The following is a 16,683-nucleotide window of genomic DNA, read 5'->3' on the forward strand; positions in this document are numbered from 1 at the left end:
ATCGAGACATTCCACCGGAGGTGCAGATGCATCGCACGCTGTTGCAGTGGGGCGTTGCCGTCGTCGTGGGGCTCACGGGCTGCACCGATACGCTCCGCGACGTGGAAGCCGAGGGCGCCCTCGAGCTGCCGGCTGCCTGCGTCGACTTCGGTGTGGTGCCGCCTGGCGGCAGCGCCGTACGGGAGCTGGTGCTGCACAACCCCGCTTCCGGCCTGCTCGAGCTCTTCGAGTCGAGCGTGGTCGAGGGGCCGTTCACCATCCTCGAGCCCCCAGGCCAGACGATCGAGCCGGGCGCCTCCGCGTCGATGCGGATCCGCTTCGCGCCACGCAGCCTCGGCGCGGCGCGGGGCAGCGTCCGGATCCGGAGCAGCGATCCCAACGCGCCGACGCAGGAGGCCTGCCTGCGGGGCCTCGCCGGCGGCCCGGACATCGTCTGCGACACGACCTCGATCGACTTCGGCGAGGTACCCGTGGGGATCGAGCGCCGCGCGCGCTTCACCTGCAGCAACCGCGGCAGCAGCGGCACCACCGGCCTGCTCGAGCTGCACGCGATGGACGCCGATTCGAACGCGGTGCAGCTCTCGATCCGCAACGACGACGGGAGCAGCGGGACGAAGCCGGAGGGCTACGCGTCGGGCGAGGGATTCGAGGTGCTGGTCCGCTTCGTCCCGCAGGAGGCCGGCACGATCGACTCCACCATCGCCATCCTCTCCAACGACGTGCTCGAGCCCACGGTCTCGATCCCGGTGCGCGGCGAGGCGAGCCGCCTCGCGCCCTGCGCGCTCGAGCTGCCGGAGGCGATCGACTTCGGCCTGGTGCTGCAGGGCCGCCGCAAGGTCCTGCCGCTCACGCTCACCAACGCAGGCAGCGATCGCTGCATCCTCTGGGACGTGAACCTCGCCGCGGACGGCGGCGGCGCCTTCGCGATGGCGAACAAGCCGCGGCTGGAGATCCCCGCGGGTGAAAGCGTCGACGTCAACGTCGCCTTCTTCCCGGACGAGCCGTCGCCGGCGCTCGCCGGCGAGGTGACGATGCAGATCTCCGATCCGGCGGCGTCGTCCCGCAGCGTGGCGCTCCGGGGACGCTCGCTGCCGCCCTGCCTCGCCTTCGTGCCGGAGGTGATCGACTTCGGCCAGGTGGCCCCGGGCTGCGCGAGCGGCGGCAGGGAGATCCGCCTCGTCAACACCTGCGCCGATCCGATCGAGCTGCAGGAGCTGCACCTCCCCGACGTGCCCTTCGCGGTGGCGGGGACGCCGGAAGCGCTGCCCGTCACGCTCCCGGGCTACGGCTCGCTTCCCCTCGAGGTGCGGGTGCAGCCGGAAGGCGAGGGCGCTGCTTCCGCGACCCTCGTCGCCACCACCCACGACGGCCATTCGGTTGCCGAGGCTACGCTCGCCGGTGAGGGCGACAGCGATCCCGCCCTCGTCGACACCATGCGGCAGCGGAACGTCCACCGCGTCGATCTGCTCTGGGTCATCGACAACTCCGCCTCGATGCAGCCCTACCAGACGGTGCTCGCGCAGGGCATGCAGGCCTTCCTCCACTACGCCCTCGACAACGACCTCGACTTCCAGGTCGGCGTGACCACCACCGGCCTCGAGGCGGCGGGGACGAGCATCGACTGCCCCGGCGGCGTCGACGGCGGCGAGGACGGCAGGCTCTTTCCCGTGGACGGGAGCCGCCCGCGGATCCTCACCCCCGAGACGCCGGATCTGGTCGGCAGCTGGGCGGGGAACGTCGCGGTGGGGACCTGCAGCAGCGCGGAGCGGGGCTTCGACGCGGCGATCCGGGCGCTCACGCCGCCGGTGATCGACAGCGCCGACGATCCCCGCCACCCCGAGCCGAACGACGGCAACCTCGGCTTCCTCCGCGGCGACGCGCATCTCGCCGTGGTCTTCCTCACCGACGAGGAAGAGCAGTCGGGCCTGCCGGTGCAGCACTACTTCGACCGGCTCGCGTCGCTCAAGGGCGTCGACCGGCCCGATCGTCTGTCGATCCACGCCCTCGCCGGCGATCCCGGGACCGGCTGCAACGGGAGCCGCGGCACGGCCCGCCCCGGCGATCGCTTCGCCGCCCTCGCAGCGCGCGCCGGTGGCCTATTCGAGTCGGTCTGCGTCGACGACTGGTCGGCGCCGCTGCAGCGGATTGGCGCTGCGGCCTTCGGCCTGCAGGTCCGCTTCCCGCTCACCAACGACTGCGCCGATCGCGACGGCGACGGCAGCATCACCGACGGGGATGGCGAGGTGGAGGTCCTGGTGGGCGGCTCGGTGGTTCCCTCGGACGACGCACAGGGCCAGCGGGCCTGGCGCTACGTCGACGGGGCGATCGAATTCTACTGGCCCCACATCCCCGCCGCCGGCAGGACGGTGGAGGTGCGCTGCACGCCGGCCTGCCATTGATCGCGACCGCACGGTCTGACGAAAAACGCCCGCACCGGCAGGAAGCCGATGCGGGCGTTTTCATCCGGTGCGGGGGGCGTCAGCGCGCCGCTGCGGGCACCACCGGGTTGCGCTCCCGGAGCTCCCCGAGGCCCAGGGGCTTCACCTGCTCCTGGATCACCTTCGGATCGCCGACGAGCACGATGTGCATCTGCGCCGGATCGAAGTACTTCTCCGCTGCGGCCTGCACCGCTGCAGCGTCGGCGTTCTGGTAGCCCTCGATCATCTTCGCGTAGTGATCGAGCGGCTCGTCCTTCCAGAAGAGGCTCGCTGCAGCGCCGGCGAGGCCGCCCACCGTCTCGAAGGAGCCGGGGAGCGAACGGATTACGCCTTCGCGGGCAGCCTCGAGCTCCTCGGTGGTGATCGGCCGGGCCTTGATCCCTTTGAGCTCGGCGAGGAACTCCTGGAGCGCGGGACCGGTGACGTCGGCGCGCACCGACGAGGACGCCACCACCGGGCCGACGCCGCGGCGGCCGTCGACGTAGGCACGGGCGCCGTAGGTGTAGCCCTTGGCCTCGCGCAGGTTCATGTTGAGCCTGCTGCCGAAGAAGCCGCCGAAGACCTTGGAGGCGAGCTCCAGCGCGTACTCGTCGGGATGACCCGCCTCGATCGCCGGGCGGCCCATCACGATCACCGTCTGGTTGAGTCCGGGCTTGGCCACGAAGGTCACGTGCTCGCGGGCGTCGCTCTGCGGCGCCGCGGGCTTGGGCGTGGGCTTCGCCTTGCCGCTCCACTTGCCGAAGTGCTTGCGGGCGAGGGCCTCGGCCTCCTCCATGGTGATGTTGCCGGCGACCACGAACGCGGCAGCCCTCGGGCCCGCGTGCTCGGCCCAGAAGCGCTTCGCGTCGGTGAGCCGCAGCTTCGCCACCGTGGCGGGGGTGCCGGAGCCGAGCTTGCCGTAGGGGTGCTCGGCGCCGAAGACCACCTCGGCGAAGGTCTCGCCGGCGAGGTAGCGGGGGTTGCCCACCTGCAGGGCGAGGTCGGCGAGCTGCTGCTGCTTGCGCCGATCGAAGGAGGCCTGCCGGAACTGCGGCCGGAGGACGATGTCGGCGACGAGGCGGGTGGCCTCGTCGAGGTTCCGGGTGAGCACCTGGGTGCCGACCATCGCGCCGTCGTGGCCGACGCTGACGAAGGGCGAGCTGCCCAGGTCGGCGAAGGCCTTGTCGAGACCCATGGCGTCGAGCTTGCCCGCGCCCTCGAGCAGCGTCTCGTAGGTGATCTCGGCGAGGCCCGCCTTGTCCTTCGGATCGACGGAGGAGCCTGCGGAGAAGGCGACGTTCACCGAGACCAGCGGCAGGTCGTGCCGCTCCGCCACGAGGAGGGTGAGGCCGTTGTCGAGGACCTTCTTCTGGAAGGTCGGCGTCACCAGCTCCGGCGGCTGTCCGGGCTCCGGCGCCTGGGCGCGGAACGCGTGCGGGTCGGCGGGCTGCTGGACCGCGGCGTTCTCCGCCGGCGTCGTCTGGGTGGTGGCGCAGCCGAGGGAGGCTGCGAGGAGGGTCGATGCGAGAAGAATGCGACGCATGTCAGCGGGCCCCCTTGGCGGCGACGGTTCCACCCTGCGTCGGCACGGCGTGCAGCACCACGCGGCGCTCGTCGAGCACCTCGGTGGCGAACTGCTTCACCATGTCGGAGGTGACCGTGTCGTACCGGGCGAGGTCGAACGCCAGCTTGTCGGGCGTACCGAGGAAGTGGTTGTAGCTCTGGAGGAGGTCGGCCTTGCCGCCGAAGCCGCCAACGGACTGCAGGCCCGCGACCTTGCCGGTCTCGAATTTGTTCCGCGCCCGCTGGATCTCCTCCTCGGTGACGCCCTTCTTGCGGACGTCGGCGAGGATCCTGTCGATCTCGGCGAGCAGCTTGTCGGTGCTCACGCCGGGGCGGGCGATCGCCTCGATGGTGAAGACCGACTGCGCGCCGAGGCTCTGCTGGTAGGCGGAGACGCTCTGGGCGAGGCGCTTGTCGAAGACCAGCGTCTTGTACAGGCGGCTCGCCTTCCCGGAGGAGAGGGCCATGGCGAGGATGTCGGCGGTGGCGTCACCCTTCGCGAAGAAGGCGGGCGCGTGCCAGGCCACCGAGAGCTTGGGCAGGCTGGCGACGGTCTCGTCGTGGCGGATCACCACCTCGCGATCGAGCTGCACCTTCTCCACCGCAGGCGCCGACGGCTTCTGGGCGCTGGGCAGGGAGCCGAAGTACTTCTCCACCAGCTGGCGCACCTGCTTCTCGTCGAAGTCGCCGACGATGGCGAGGGTGGCGTTGGCGGGGGCGTACCAGGTGCGGAAGAAGTTCTGCACGTCATCCATGGTGGCGGCGTCGAGGTGCTCCATCGAGCCGATCACCGCGCCATAGTAGGGATGGGGCGCGGGGAAGAGCGCCTGCCAGGCCTTCTCGTCGGCGAGGCCGTAGGGCGCCGTCTCGGTGCTCTGCCGGCGCTCGTTCTTCACCACTTCCTGCTGGGTCTTCAGGCTCTCGGGCGTCACCGCGTCGAGGAGGAAGCCCATGCGATCGCTCTCGAGCCAGAGCGCGGTCTCGAGGTGGTGCGAGGGCACCGTCTCGAAATAATTGGTGCGATCGAAGTTGGTGGTGCCGTTGAGGGCGGTGGCGCCGATCTTTTCGAGCAGCCCGATGTGGACGTCGTCGGGCACGTTCTTCGAGCCCTGGAACATCATGTGCTCGAAGAGGTGGGCAAAGCCCGTGCGGCTCGGGTCCTCGTGGAACGCGCCCACGTGGTACCAGATGTTGACCGCGACCACGGGCAGGCGGTCGTCCTTCGACAGGATGACCTCGAGACCGTTGTCGAGCTTGTACTTCTCGTAGGGGATCTGGAGCTGCTGCTCCGCGCGATCGACCGATGCAGCTGCTGGCGCAGGTGCTGCTGCGGGAGCGGCGAAGGCGACGCTCGGCAGGGTGATCCCGAGGAGGGCGGCGGAAAGCACGGATTTCATCGGCTCGTAGCCTCCGGGGTTGACAAGAAGAGTCCTGATTGCCGCACCAACGGCCAGGGCCTCGCGGGCATTTCGCCGAATGGAGCGCGGGCGCACAACGGTGCGCCTGCACGCCATGCTCGTGACTGAACAGGGGGGTCAGACCGCGGGCCGCTCGTGGAGGCGGAGCCACTCGAGGATCCGGGGCCAGACCTCGGCGCGGGCGCGCCTGCCGAGCACGAGATCCCAATGGCCGTATTCGTCGGCGTGGCCCTGCTCGGTGCCGAAGACGTGGACCTCGGCAAGGCCGCCGAGCTGGCCTGCGGTCTTCTCCACGGCGGGGACCGCCACCTGCCGATCCCGCGAGCCTGCCAGGAGCCGGGTCGGTACCCGGAAGCGCTTCGCTTCCTCGAGGTAGCGCAAGGCGCGCCGCCTGTCGCAGAGCCCGCCGGGCTCGAAGGCGGTGGCCAGGCTGGCGAGCAGCTTGATCGGCACGCTGTGGAAGCCGATGGCGAGGAGCTGCCGCACGATCTCGGGCTCGATGTTGGGATGCCACACCTGGAAGCTCTCGATCCTGCCGGGCCTGCGGCAGAGCACCGGGGCGAGCAGGTGCATGGCTGCGCCGTAGGGGATCCCCGGGAGCTTCTCGAGGAGGTGGCGGATCGGCAGGAGCTCGCGGTAGCCGCTCTCCCCCTCGGTGTAGTCGAGGGAGGAGGCGATGGTGACGCCGCTGGCGACGGGGGCGCCCGGGTGGCTGATGCCGTGGCAGAAGAGCACCACGCCGCCCATGCTGTGGCCCACCCAGTGGACCCGGTCCCTGCGGCTGTGGCGCAGCACCGCGTCGATCACGGCGGGGACGTCGCGGAAGACGTGGTCGTCGAGGTCCCAATGGTCCGCGGGCCGTTCGCTCGCCCCGCTGCCCCGGAGGTCGGGGAGGTAGACGTCGTAGCCGTGGGCGGCGAGCCAGCCAGCGAGGGAGCGCCCGGGGAAGTGGAGCCCGAGGTGGTTGGAGGAGAGGCCGTGGCAGAGGACCACCGCAGGTCCGCTGCCCTGCGGCGGGGCGACCCGGTGGATCGCGAGGCGGAGGCCGTCGGCGGTGCGGGCGTGGAAATGCTCGGGGGCCCTGGTGGCGGGATAGAAGCGGGACCAGGGCCTGAAATCGGAGCGGCGCATCACGTGGGATGTAACCCGCGCGATGCGCCGCGTCAGCCCCGCGTTGCGCGGAGGCGGGCCCCGATCAGAGCAGGAGGTTCTCCGGCGCGGGGACCACGGTCTGGAGCACGAGGCCCGTGCCGCCGCCCTCGGCGCTGCTGCTGACGTTGTAGGTGGTGCCGTTGCCGCCCCGACCGCCGCAGGCGCCGCCGCCGCCGCCGTTCAAGACGCTCCCGGGGCCGGCAGGGGTACCGGCGAGGCCGCCGCTCGCCTGCACCGTGCCCGGGACGTTCGGGTTGGCGCCGGAGATGAGGTGGACGATGCCGCCGCCCCCACCGCCGCCGGCTCCCTCGACCGAGCCGCCGTTGCCGTCGAAGCCGTTGGCGCCGTTGCCGCCGTTGGCGCGGATGGTGCCGCTCACCGTGATGCCGAGGCGCCCGGCGAGGACGACGAGGCCGCCGGCGCCGCCGCCGCCCCCGCTGATCCCCTGGCCCGCGATCATGGCGTTGGTGGCGCTGGCGCCGTTGGCCTGGATCACGCCGCCGGAGAGGAGGGTGATCGTGCCCTGCGCCGCGATGGTGAGGCTGCCGCCACCGGCGCCGCCGTGGCTGTGGAGCACGTGGCCCTGGGCGCCGGAGCCGCCGCCCCAGGGGGTGCCAACGAGGCGGGCCGCGTGGAGGGCGGGGACCGCGGTGCCGCCGACGAAGGAGCCCGCGCCGCCCAGCGAGACGCCGGGGTGGGAGCTGGTCGAGTTGGCAAGAGCGCCGGTGGCCACGGTGATGGTGCCCGAGATCGTGACGTCGCCGGTGGCGCGGATCACCGTGCCGCTGGGCACGATCAGGGTGCCGGCGATGGTGACGTCGGTGAACTGGAGGTGGTGGCGGCCCGCCAGCGAGTTCACGCCGGCGATGGTGGTCAGGTCGACGGTGTTGCCCACGGAGATGGAGAAGAGGCCGCCGGAGCCGTCGCCGAACGCAGCCATCGCGCCGGCCGGGCCCTGGGGACCTGCGGGGCCTGCAGGCCCCTCCGCGCCTTCGATGCCCTGCGGGCCCACGTCGCCCTGGATGCCCTGCAGACCCTGCTCACCCTGGGGACCCTGGGGGCCGACCTCGCCCTGGGGGCCCTGCGGGCCCACGTCGCCCTGGATGCCCTGCAGACCCTGCTCACCCTGGGGACCCTGGGGGCCGACCTCGCCCTGGGGGCCCTGCGGGCCTACGTCGCCCTGGATGCCCTGGATCCCCTGCTCGCCCTGGGGGCCCTGCGGGCCCAGGTCGCCCTGGATGCCCTGGATGCCCTGGATCCCCTGCTCACCCTGGGGACCCTGGGGGCCGACCTCGCCCTGGATGCCCTGCAGGCCCTGCGCGCCCTGGGCGCCGTTGCAGATGTAGCGGGTCTGCGTCGCGTCGATCTCGATCGCGTCGAGCATACCGTTGCCGTTCAGATCCCAGCCGCCCTCGAGGCGGACGCCGCCGGTGGCACAATTGGGCCCTGCAGCCTCGGCGGTGGTGGCGACGAGCGCGGCGAAACCATCGATGCCGTCGACGCCGGCCGGACCCTGCGGGCCGGTCTCGCCCTGGAGGCCCTGCTCGCCCCGGGGCCCCTGCGGACCCTCGATGCCCTGCTCGCCCTGGATGCCCTGCAGGCCCTGCGGCCCCTGGATGCCCTGCACGCCCTGCTCGCCCTGCGCGCCGTTGCAGGCGTAGCGGGTGAGGGCGGCGTCGATCTCCTCGGCGCCGAGCACGCCGTCGCCGTTCACGTCGACACCGGCGTCGATGCGGAAGCCGCCGGTGGCGCAGTTCTCGCCGGCGGGCTCCTCCGCCGTGGCGAGGAGCGCCGAGGCGCCGGTCAGGCCCACCGGCCCCTGCAGCCCTTCGGCACCGGGCGCGCCGTTGCAGATCAGCTCGGTCGAGGTGATCTCTGCGTCGCCGAGGACGCCGTCCGCGTCGGTGTCGAGACCCGACTGGATCCGCACGCCGCCGTGCTCGCAACCTTCGCCCGCTTCCACCGGCGTGGTGCGCACGAGGCCGTCGTGGCCCGCGGGACCCTGCGGGCCGTCGGTACCCGGCTCACCGCTGTAGCCGGGAGGACCCTGGTGGCCGAGGGGGCCCTGCGGGCCGGTTTTACCTTCGTCGCCGCTGCAGGCGGCGAGCAGCGTCGCTGCGGCGATGGTGATCAGACACTGGTGCTTCATCTCGACTCCCCACCCATGGGCGGCGTGATTCTTTGGTGTTGGAGCGCCCCGCTGGGCGCTCATGTTGGCTGCCGCGCCCAGCAGGTACCGTGCCAGCGCCCCGGTTGCGAGCCCAATTGGGGTGCAGGCCGCGAGGCTGGCTGATCTGCATCACGGCACGGGTGCCGGGGCGTGACCGAGGGCGGCATGGGACGGGTGCGAAAAACGGCATGGGATGGGCGCTGCACCTACGCCGACGCCGCGGGCCGCGGCCGCTTCAGTGGTAGCCTGCGGCGCACTCGATCGGGCGTGGGGAGCGGGACATGGAGCAGGACGCGGCGCGGATCGCACGGCTCGAAGCGGAGAACGAAGCGCTGCGCCGCAGCCTCGCCGCGCTGGAGCGCCACGCCACCGCCGCAGCCGTCACGCGGCGGCAGCTCGCGATCGTCCTAGCGACCCACCCCGACTGCGTGAAGGTCGTGGCGCCGGACGGCCAGCTCGTCGACATGAACGACGCGGGGCTCGCGCTCCTCGAGGTCGAGCGGGCGGAGGCGCTGCGCCGCGAGCTGGTCAGCTTCGTCCTGCCCGCCCATCGCGAGGCCTTCCTCGAGATGCACCAGCGGGTCTGTGCCGGCCAGAGCGCCACCCTCGAGTTCGAAATCGAGGGAGCGCAGGGGACGCGGCGCTGGCTCGAGACCCGCGCCACGCCGCTGCGCGATCCGGAGACCGGCGTCGTCTCCCACCTCGCCGTGACCCGCGACGTCACCGAGCGGCGCAAGGCGATCGAGAACGAGCGCCGTCTCGCCGACGACCTCCGCAGGAGCAACGAGCGTTTCCGCCGCGTGACCCAGGCCACCAACGACTCGGTCTACGACTGGGACATCGCCTCGGGCCGCATCCAGTTCTACGAGAACTTCACGGCGACCTTCGGCCACGAGGCCCGGGGACAGACCTTCACGATGGAGTGGTGGGCCGAGCAGCTCCACCCGGAGGAGCGGCAGCAGGTGATCGCTGCGCTGCAGGCCGCCCTCGACGGCGGCGCGGCGCAATGGTCGGAGGAGTACCGCTTCCGCCACGCGGACGGCAGGTGGCTCCACGCCAGGGAGCGCGGCGTGATCCTCCGCGACGAAGCCGGCAAGCCGGTGCGGATGATCGGCGCCATCGCCGACGTCACCGAGCACCGGAGCATGCAGGCCCGGCTCCTCCTCGCCGATCGCATGGCCTCCCTCGGCACCATGGCCGCCGGCATCGCCCACGAGATCAACAACCCGCTCGCCTACGTGATCGAGGCGCTCGAGCGCGCGCGGGAGACGCTGCGGGAAGGGGGCGGCGCTGCGTGGGAAGCGGTCTGCGAAGCGGCCCACGGCGTGGCGCGGGTGCGGACCATCGTCCGCGACCTCAAGACCTTCTCCCATCCGGCAGCGGAAGAGCGCGCCCCCACCTGCCTGCACCTGGCCCTCGAGTCGGCGCTCGCGATGGCGCTCCACGAGATCCGCAGCAGGGCGCGCGTGGAGCGGGAGTTCGGGCCGGTGCCGCTGGTCGAGGCCAACTCCTCCCAGCTCTGGCAGCTCTTCCTCAACCTGCTCATCAACGCGGCCCACGCCATCCCGGAGGGCGACGGCGATCACCGGATCCGGATCGCCACCTCGACCGACGGCGCCGGCCGCGCGGTGATCGAGATCGCCGACACGGGCGTGGGGATCCCGGCGGATCGCCTCGAGCGGATCTTCGAGCCCTTCTTCACCACCAAGCCGGCGGGCACCGGCACCGGCCTCGGTCTCTCCATTTGCCGCACCATCGCCACCTCGCTCGGCGGCGAGATCGCGGTGGCCTCGGAGCCCGGGCGGGGCACCACCTTCACCGTCGCGCTCCCGCCGGCAGCGGCGCAGGTGCTGCCCGAGATGCCTACGCCGGCGCCGGAGCCGCCGCCTCCCGCCGCGGCGCCAGCGCGGCGCCGGGTGCTGGTGGTCGACGACGATCCGATGGTGGGCCGCGCGGTGGCGCGCATCCTCCGGCGGGCCCACGACGTGGAGCTCACCACCGATCCCCTGCAGGCCCTCGAGATGATCGAAGCGGGGACCCCCTTCGACGTGGTGATCTCCGACCTGATGATGCCCGGGCTCTCGGGCATGCAGCTCCACGAGCAGATCGCCGCGAAGGTTCCGCACCTCGCGGACCGCATGATCTTCCTCACCGGCGGCGCCTTCACCGCTGCGGCGCAGGCCTTCCTGCGCCGGGTGGAGAACCCGCGCCTCGAGAAGCCCTTCGAGCCAGCGGCGCTCCTCGCGCTGATCGAGCGGATGACCTGAAGGAACGAAAACGGGCGCCACCGGAAGGCGACGCCCGCATCGTGCTGCCTGTCGATCCGATCAGATCGAGCGCACCCACTCGTGCGGATCGGCGAGGGTGCCCGCCTGGATCCCGGTGATGGTGTCGTAGAGGCGCCGGGCCACGGGGCCGATCTCGCCGTTGCCGACGACGAAGCTCTCGCCGCGGAACGCGAGCTCCTTCACCGGCGAGATCACCGCCGCGGTGCCGGTGCCGAAGATCTCGTGGAGCTCGCCCCTGCTGAAGGAGGTGGCGATCTCCTCGATGGCGATGGGCCGCTCGACCACCTTCATGCCCCAGTCGCGCAGGAGGGTGATCACCGAGTCGCGGGTGACGCCGTCGAGGATGCTGCCGCCGAGGGGTGGGGTGACGATCTCGTCGCCGATCTTCACGAAGAGGTTCATGGTGCCGACCTCCTCGAACCAGCGGTGCTCCGCGGCGTCGAGCCAGAGCACCTGCGCGTAGCCCGCCTTCTTCGCCTGCTCGGCGGCGAGGAGCGAGGCGGCGTAGTTGGCGCCGGTCTTCACCGCGCCGAGGCCGCCGCGGGCGGCGCGCACGTACTTCGGCTCCACCCAGATCTTCACCGGGGCCATGCCGCCGGAGAAGTAGGAGCCCACCGGCGAGAGGATCACGAAGAAGGTGTACTTCTTCGAGGGACGCACGCCGAGGAAGGGCTCGGTGGCGATCATCGTCGGCCGGATGTAGAGGGCGGTACCGGGCGAGCGCGGAACCCAATCCTCCTCGACGCGGATGAGCTCGGTGATGAGCTCCTCCATCCAGGCGGGATCGAATTCCGGCATGCAGAGGCGCGCCGCGCCCTCGTTCATGCGGCGGCAGTTCTTGTCGGGCCGGAAGAGGCGGACGTTGCCGTCCTTGCCCCGGAAGGCCTTCATGCCCTCGAAGAGCTCCTGGCCGTAGTGGAGCACCGCGGCGGCGGGGTCGAGCGCGATGGGGCCGTAGGGGACGATCCGCGGGCTGTGCCAGCCGCGGCCCTCGTCGTATTCGACCACGAGCATGTGATCGGTGAACTGCCGGCCGAAGCCCAGATCGGTCTCGTTCGGACGGGCGCGGGGCGTCGTGGTGCGCTCGATGCGAAGGGTTTCGGCCATGGTCGTCTCCTCGCCGTGTTGATGCCGGACTGTCGGGCTGCCGCCCATGTAGGGCCGCAGGGGGCCGCAGGTCAAGCGCCCGCGTCCTCTGCTCGGAATGTGAACATCGCAGGGGCGGGTTTTCCCCGGCATTTCGCAAATTGTTGAGGTCCCGATGATCCGAACCGCCTCCGCGGCGGCTTTGGCCGGCCTGCTCCTGGCCGGCTGCGCGAACCCCATGGACGACGAGGAATGGCGCAGCCGCCATCTCTTCACCACCGAGGGACCTGTCGATCCCATGGCGGCTCGCCTGGAGTCCGTGGGACCGGGCAAGCGCCCGCTGCTGGTGCAATTCGACGGCAGGGTGCGGCCCGAGTGGCGCACGGCGGTGGAGACGGCGGGGATCGAGGTCCGCGGCTACTTCCCGGAGAACGCGCTTCTCGTCGAGGCGACGAGCGAGCAGGCGCTCCGTCTCGGCGAGCTGCCGGCGATCCGGGCGGTGGTGGGGCAGAAGCCTTCCTGGCGGATTGATCCCCGGCTGCTCGGCATGGAAGGCAGCGAGCGCCTCGACGTGCTGGTGGAGATCGGCGGGCCCGGCGATCGCGAGGCGGCGGTCGCGGCGATCGCCGCGGCAGGCGGCCTGCTCACCGAGGAGCCTGCCGACTGGCTGCTCCGCGCTTCGGTGCCGTCCGATCGGATCGACGCGCTGGCAGAAGAGCCCGCCGTGCGCTTCGTGGAGCAGACGCCGCGCTTCGAGGCGCAGAACGACGAGGCGCGTTTCGTCCTCGGGAGCGCCGACGCGAAAAGCCGGCCGGTGGAGCTGCGCGGCGAGGGGCAGATCGTCGGCGTCGCCGACAGCGGCGTCGACGAGAGCTCCTGCTTCTTCGAGGGCGGCAAGCTCGTCGCCTACCAGGGGGCGGCGCGCGACGAGAGCGGCCACGGGACCCACGTCGCCGCCTCGATCGCAGGCGACCGCTTCGCCAACGGCGTCGCCGAGAGCTACGACGGCATGGCGCCTGCCGCGGCGCTCTACGTGCAGGACGTGGGCTCGGAGGCGGGCACCGCCCTCGACGGCATCCCACGGGACCTGGGCAGGCTCTTCCAGCCCGCCTACGACGCCGGCGTGCGGATCCACTCCAATTCCTGGGGCTCGGGCAATTCGATCTACGGGCCGACGGCGCGATCCCTCGACGCCTTCGTCGCTGCCCACCCCGACTTCCTCGTCCTCGCCGCCAATGGCAACGACGGCCCCACCGCGGGATCGGTGGGCAGCCCCGCCGTGGCGAAGAACCTGATCGCGGTGGGCGCGTCGGGCACCGGCGATCGCGCCGCGGCGATCACCGACTTCTCCAGCCGCGGCCCCGCTGCCGACGGCAGGATCAAGCCGACGCTGGTGGCGCCGGGGCAGGAGATCTGGTCGGCCGCTGCCGGCGAGGCGTGCTCGGTCACCTCGAAGAGCGGCACTTCGATGGCGACGCCGATCGCCGCAGGGGCCGCTGCGCTGGCGCGGCAATACTTCACCGAGGGCTACTACCCCACCGGCGCTGCCTCTGCCGGCGACGGCTTCGCGCCCAGCGCCGCGTTGCTGCGCGCGGTGCTGGTGGCTGGCGCGGGTGCGCTCGGCGCGGAGGCGGGGGAGGGCGGCGTGCCCTCCAACGGCCAGGGCTTCGGCAGGATCGATCTCGGCCGCGCGCTCTTCTTCGCGGGGGAGGCGGACGGCGAGCGGCTCTGGATCGCCGAAGAGGGCGAGCCGGTGGCGCTGGGGGAGATGGCGCGCTTCACCCTCGAGGTGGAGGAGGGCGCGGCGCTGCAGGTGGCGCTCGCCTGGACCGATGCACCGGGCGTGTCGGGGGCGACCCGGGCGCTGGTGGACGATCTCGATCTCGAGTTGGTGGCGCCGGATGGAACGAGCTACCGCGGCAACGCCCTCGAGGACGGCGCCTCGGTGCCGGGCGGCGCGTGGGATCGCGAGAACGTGGAGGAGGTGGTGCGCCTCCCGGCGGCGCTGGCCGGCACCTGGGAACTGCGCGTGCGCGGCGCCAACGTGCCCGAGGGAACGAGGCCGTTCGCGGTCGCGGCGATCGGCTCGATCCGCGGGGCGAGCGAGGGCGGGCGCGCCGAGATCCCGCCGGAGGCGCCGCCGGATCGTGTGGAGCAGGTGGCGCGGGAGATCGGCGACGCCGCCGGCTGCGGCGCAGCAGGCGGCGGGGCGGTCCCGGTGGCCGGCATCGCCGCGGTGCTCGTCGCGCTGCGAAGGCGCAGGAGGGTTGCGGGCAGCGCCACCCATCGGTGATAGTCCGCGGCACACCACGTGCCCGGAGTCCCGATGCGCCTGCTCGCAGCCCTGTTCGCGCTCTACCTGCCTTCGCTGGCAGGTGCCGCGGAGCTGGCAGCGCCGGACACGGCGATCCTCGGTGGGGCGCTGAGCTGGTCGGGGACGTCGATCTCCGACGGCGGCGCCAGCTCGTCGAGCTTCTCGCTCGCGGCCCGCTTCGCCACCTTTCCCGTCCGCTACCTCGCCATCGAATTCGGCCCGAGCTTCGGCCTCGCCGACTCCGAGTCGGCAACCGAGCGGGTCTCCACCGAGACCTGGGGCGCGCGGATCGGTCCGCGGCTCTACCTGCCGCTCGCCGCTCCCGTCTTCTTCACCGCAGGCCTGGCAGGCGGCGTCTCGATCACCTCGCGCACCGTGCTGGCGCGGGCGCCGCTCTTCCCCAGCCAGGACATCCTCGGCCTCTCCCTCCACGCCGACGGCGGCCTCGCCATCGCCGTGGGTGAGGCGGGCCTCGTCGAACTCCTCGCCACCTGGGAGCAGGTGGAGCTCGAGTACGGCTTCAAGGGCCTCCCCGCTGCGGAAGCGACGGCCTCCAACGCCGGCATCGGCCTCGGCTTCGCGGTGATCCTGTGAGGCGGCTCGTTCTGCTCCTCGCCCTGCTGCTTCCCGGCTTCGCCAACGCCGCAGAAGGCTCGCCCCTCGGCAAGGCGGGAACGCTGCTGCTCGGCGGAGGGGGGAGCTTCACCTGGTCGAATTGGGAGACGCCCGAAGGCGAGGCGCTCACCCGCCGCGACGCACGTGTGGTGCCCTCCGCAACGCTCTTCCTCGGCGACGGCGTCGGGCTCCGGCTCGAGCCGCTCTTCGCTACCACGTGGGAGGAGGACGATCGCACCGGCCTGCGCAGCGACGCCTGGCGTGCCGGCGCCTTCGTGGGGCCTGCGTTCTACCTGCCGGTGGGTCCCGCGGTGGCGCTGGTCGCGGCGGTGCAAGGCGGGTTCGAGGCGGGCGAGTTGGAGCAGCAGGCGCTCGGCCCGCGGCAGCAGCTGGGATCGCTGTCGTCGTTTCGCACCTGGGCCGTCGGCGGCGATCTCGGCCTCGCCTTCCCCGTGCGGCAGAGCGCGTTCTTCGAGCTCCTCCTCGAATTCGATCGCCGCTGGATCTCCAGCGACGAGGGCTCCAACTACGACGAGGCGCGCAGCGATCGCGCCCTCGGTCTGCGGGTCGGCATCATCCTCGATCCCTAACCGCCCCGCAGCTCGAGCACGCCGCCGGGCAGGCAGGTGTGGAAGCGGGCGCGGTGCGCCTGCGCCTCCTGCTGCAGCGCCGCAGCGGCCTCGTCGCGCCCCTCGTCGGCCATGGGGAAGGTGCTGTGGTGGATGGCGAGGCTGGCGTGGGCGCCGAGGAGCTCGTGGGCGCGCACCGCCTCCTCCGGCGAGATGTGCACCGGCTTCATGAACCACCGCGGCTCGTAGGCGCCGATCGGCAGGAGCGCGAGGCGCGTGGGCCCGTAGCGCTCGTGGATCTGGGCGAAGTGATCGCCGAAGCCTGTGTCGCCGGCGAAGTAGATCGGCCCCGCGAGCGCGCGGATCACGAAGCCGCACCAGAGCGTCGAGTCGCGATCGAGGATCCCCCTGCCGCTGAAGTGCTGCGCCGGGACGCAGGCGATCCGCAGGCGATCGCCCAGCGGCGCCTCCTCCCACCAATGCATCTCGCGGGCTTCGATCCCCTGCCGCGCCAGGCGCGCGCCGTTGCCGAGGCCCACGAAGAAGCGCGCCCGGTGGACCACCGCCAGCTTGCGGATCGTCTCCCGGTCGAAGTGGTCGTAGTGGTCGTGGCTGATCAGCACCGCGTCGATCTTCGGCAGATCGGCGAAGCGGATCCCCGGCTGCCGCACCCGCGCAGGTCCGACGAAGGGAAGGGGGCTCGCCCGCTCCGACCAGATCGGATCGGTGAGGAGGTTCATGCCCTCGGTCTGGAGGAGCACGGTGGCGTGGCCCACGAAGGTGGCCCGCAGCGCCGAGCCCTCCACGTGCCGCGGTGGCGGTGGGCCGGGCTGCAGCGCCTCGTCCTTCTCCCAGGGGCCCGGTTTGCGGGTGGCGAGCCAGCGCAGCGCGTCGAGGAAGCCGCCCGTCTCCTCCCGTTGGAGCGGCCGGAAGCGCCCGCGTTCGAGTCCCTGCTGCCTGCCTGCAAGGTAGAGCGCCGCCCCAGCAGCGACGGCGCTCCCGAAGAGGATCCGTTTCTTCATCGCCCTTCGAAGCTGTGCAGCGGGGCCATCGTTCGGGACCCGCTCCGGGCGCTCGCTCGATGCGGGGCG

The 16,683-nt window shown here is 72.1% G+C and carries 11 protein-coding genes; 5 read left to right on the top strand and 6 right to left on the bottom strand.

Annotated features, from left to right (window positions below; genetic code table 11):
• The first annotated feature begins 26 nt into the window (after positions 1 to 26).
• Positions 27 to 2,399 (top strand): choice-of-anchor D domain-containing protein, encoded by a 2,373-nt coding sequence (locus ACESMR_RS18535; protein ID WP_373048598.1) that lies wholly within the window; start codon positions 27 to 29, stop codon positions 2,397 to 2,399.
• A 79-nt stretch (positions 2,400 to 2,478) separates the two neighbouring features.
• Here the strand turns inward: ACESMR_RS18535 and ACESMR_RS18540 are convergent, their stop codons facing one another.
• The 4 genes from ACESMR_RS18540 to ACESMR_RS18555 form a co-directional block, all read right to left on the bottom strand.
• Complete coding sequence (locus ACESMR_RS18540) at positions 2,479 to 3,960, bottom strand: M16 family metallopeptidase (protein ID WP_373048599.1); 1,482 nt, start codon at positions 3,958 to 3,960, stop codon at positions 2,479 to 2,481.
• Position 3,961: 1 nt separating this feature from the next.
• On the bottom strand, positions 3,962 to 5,377 hold the full coding sequence (locus tag ACESMR_RS18545; protein ID WP_373048600.1) for a M16 family metallopeptidase: 1,416 nt from the start codon (positions 5,375 to 5,377) through the stop codon (positions 3,962 to 3,964).
• Positions 5,378 to 5,515: 138 nt separating this feature from the next.
• Complete coding sequence (locus ACESMR_RS18550) at positions 5,516 to 6,529, bottom strand: alpha/beta hydrolase (RefSeq protein ID WP_373048601.1); 1,014 nt, start codon at positions 6,527 to 6,529, stop codon at positions 5,516 to 5,518.
• A gap of 64 nt (positions 6,530 to 6,593) precedes the next feature.
• A complete protein-coding gene (locus ACESMR_RS18555) occupies positions 6,594 to 8,699 on the bottom strand; it encodes a collagen-like protein (RefSeq protein WP_373048602.1) in 2,106 nt (701 codons plus the stop codon).
• A 302-nt stretch (positions 8,700 to 9,001) separates the two neighbouring features.
• Here ACESMR_RS18555 and ACESMR_RS18560 point away from each other — a divergent pair, with 302 nt between their 5' ends.
• Entirely contained in the window at positions 9,002 to 10,987 is a 1,986-nt protein-coding gene (locus tag ACESMR_RS18560; protein WP_373048603.1) for a PAS domain-containing protein, read from the top strand.
• A gap of 60 nt (positions 10,988 to 11,047) precedes the next feature.
• On the opposite strand, the gene ACESMR_RS18565 is transcribed toward ACESMR_RS18560, so the two are convergent.
• Positions 11,048 to 12,115, bottom strand: coding sequence for a branched-chain amino acid aminotransferase (locus tag ACESMR_RS18565; RefSeq protein WP_373048604.1), 1,068 nt, complete (start codon positions 12,113 to 12,115; stop codon positions 11,048 to 11,050).
• Positions 12,116 to 12,269: 154 nt separating this feature from the next.
• Between ACESMR_RS18565 and ACESMR_RS18570 the strand changes: the two genes are divergently transcribed.
• The 3 genes from ACESMR_RS18570 to ACESMR_RS18580 are packed head-to-tail and all read left to right on the top strand — an operon-like array spanning position 12,270 to position 15,613.
• Positions 12,270 to 14,387 carry a S8 family serine peptidase gene (locus tag ACESMR_RS18570; protein ID WP_373048605.1) on the top strand — a complete coding sequence of 706 codons (2,118 nt, stop codon included), beginning with the start codon at positions 12,270 to 12,272 and terminating at the stop codon, positions 14,385 to 14,387.
• A 33-nt stretch (positions 14,388 to 14,420) separates the two neighbouring features.
• Complete coding sequence (locus ACESMR_RS18575) at positions 14,421 to 15,002, top strand: hypothetical protein (protein WP_373048606.1); 582 nt, start codon at positions 14,421 to 14,423, stop codon at positions 15,000 to 15,002.
• Positions 14,999 to 15,613: a hypothetical protein gene (locus ACESMR_RS18580; protein ID WP_373048607.1), complete on the top strand. Its 615-nt coding sequence runs from the start codon at positions 14,999 to 15,001 to the stop codon at positions 15,611 to 15,613. The genes ACESMR_RS18575 and ACESMR_RS18580 overlap by 4 nt, the downstream gene beginning before the upstream one ends.
• Here the strand turns inward: ACESMR_RS18580 and ACESMR_RS18585 are convergent.
• Positions 15,610 to 16,614 (bottom strand): MBL fold metallo-hydrolase, encoded by a 1,005-nt coding sequence (locus ACESMR_RS18585; RefSeq protein WP_373048608.1) that lies wholly within the window; start codon positions 16,612 to 16,614, stop codon positions 15,610 to 15,612. The two genes, ACESMR_RS18580 and ACESMR_RS18585, sit on opposite strands and share 4 nt — an antisense overlap.
• Positions 16,615 to 16,683: the final 69 nt, after the last annotated feature.

The organism is Vulgatibacter sp. (assembly GCF_041687135.1).
In the GTDB taxonomy this organism is placed as follows: domain Bacteria; phylum Myxococcota; class Myxococcia; order Myxococcales; family Vulgatibacteraceae; genus JAWLCN01.

What these genes read in the sequence shown, in the direction of transcription:
- ACESMR_RS18535 (WP_373048598.1), top strand. Translation starts at nt 27, where the DNA reads ATGCATCGCACGCTGTTGCAGTGGGGCGTTGCCGTCGTCGTGGGGCTC.
- ACESMR_RS18540 (WP_373048599.1), bottom strand. Translation starts at nt 3,960, where the DNA reads ATGCGTCGCATTCTTCTCGCATCGACCCTCCTCGCAGCCTCCCTCGGC.
- ACESMR_RS18545 (WP_373048600.1), bottom strand. Translation starts at nt 5,377, where the DNA reads ATGAAATCCGTGCTTTCCGCCGCCCTCCTCGGGATCACCCTGCCGAGC.
- ACESMR_RS18550 (WP_373048601.1), bottom strand. Translation starts at nt 6,529, where the DNA reads ATGCGCCGCTCCGATTTCAGGCCCTGGTCCCGCTTCTATCCCGCCACC.
- ACESMR_RS18555 (WP_373048602.1), bottom strand. Translation starts at nt 8,699, where the DNA reads ATGAAGCACCAGTGTCTGATCACCATCGCCGCAGCGACGCTGCTCGCC.
- ACESMR_RS18560 (WP_373048603.1), top strand. Translation starts at nt 9,002, where the DNA reads ATGGAGCAGGACGCGGCGCGGATCGCACGGCTCGAAGCGGAGAACGAA.
- ACESMR_RS18565 (WP_373048604.1), bottom strand. Translation starts at nt 12,115, where the DNA reads ATGGCCGAAACCCTTCGCATCGAGCGCACCACGACGCCCCGCGCCCGT.
- ACESMR_RS18570 (WP_373048605.1), top strand. Translation starts at nt 12,270, where the DNA reads ATGATCCGAACCGCCTCCGCGGCGGCTTTGGCCGGCCTGCTCCTGGCC.
- ACESMR_RS18575 (WP_373048606.1), top strand. Translation starts at nt 14,421, where the DNA reads ATGCGCCTGCTCGCAGCCCTGTTCGCGCTCTACCTGCCTTCGCTGGCA.
- ACESMR_RS18585 (WP_373048608.1), bottom strand. Translation starts at nt 16,614, where the DNA reads ATGAAGAAACGGATCCTCTTCGGGAGCGCCGTCGCTGCTGGGGCGGCG.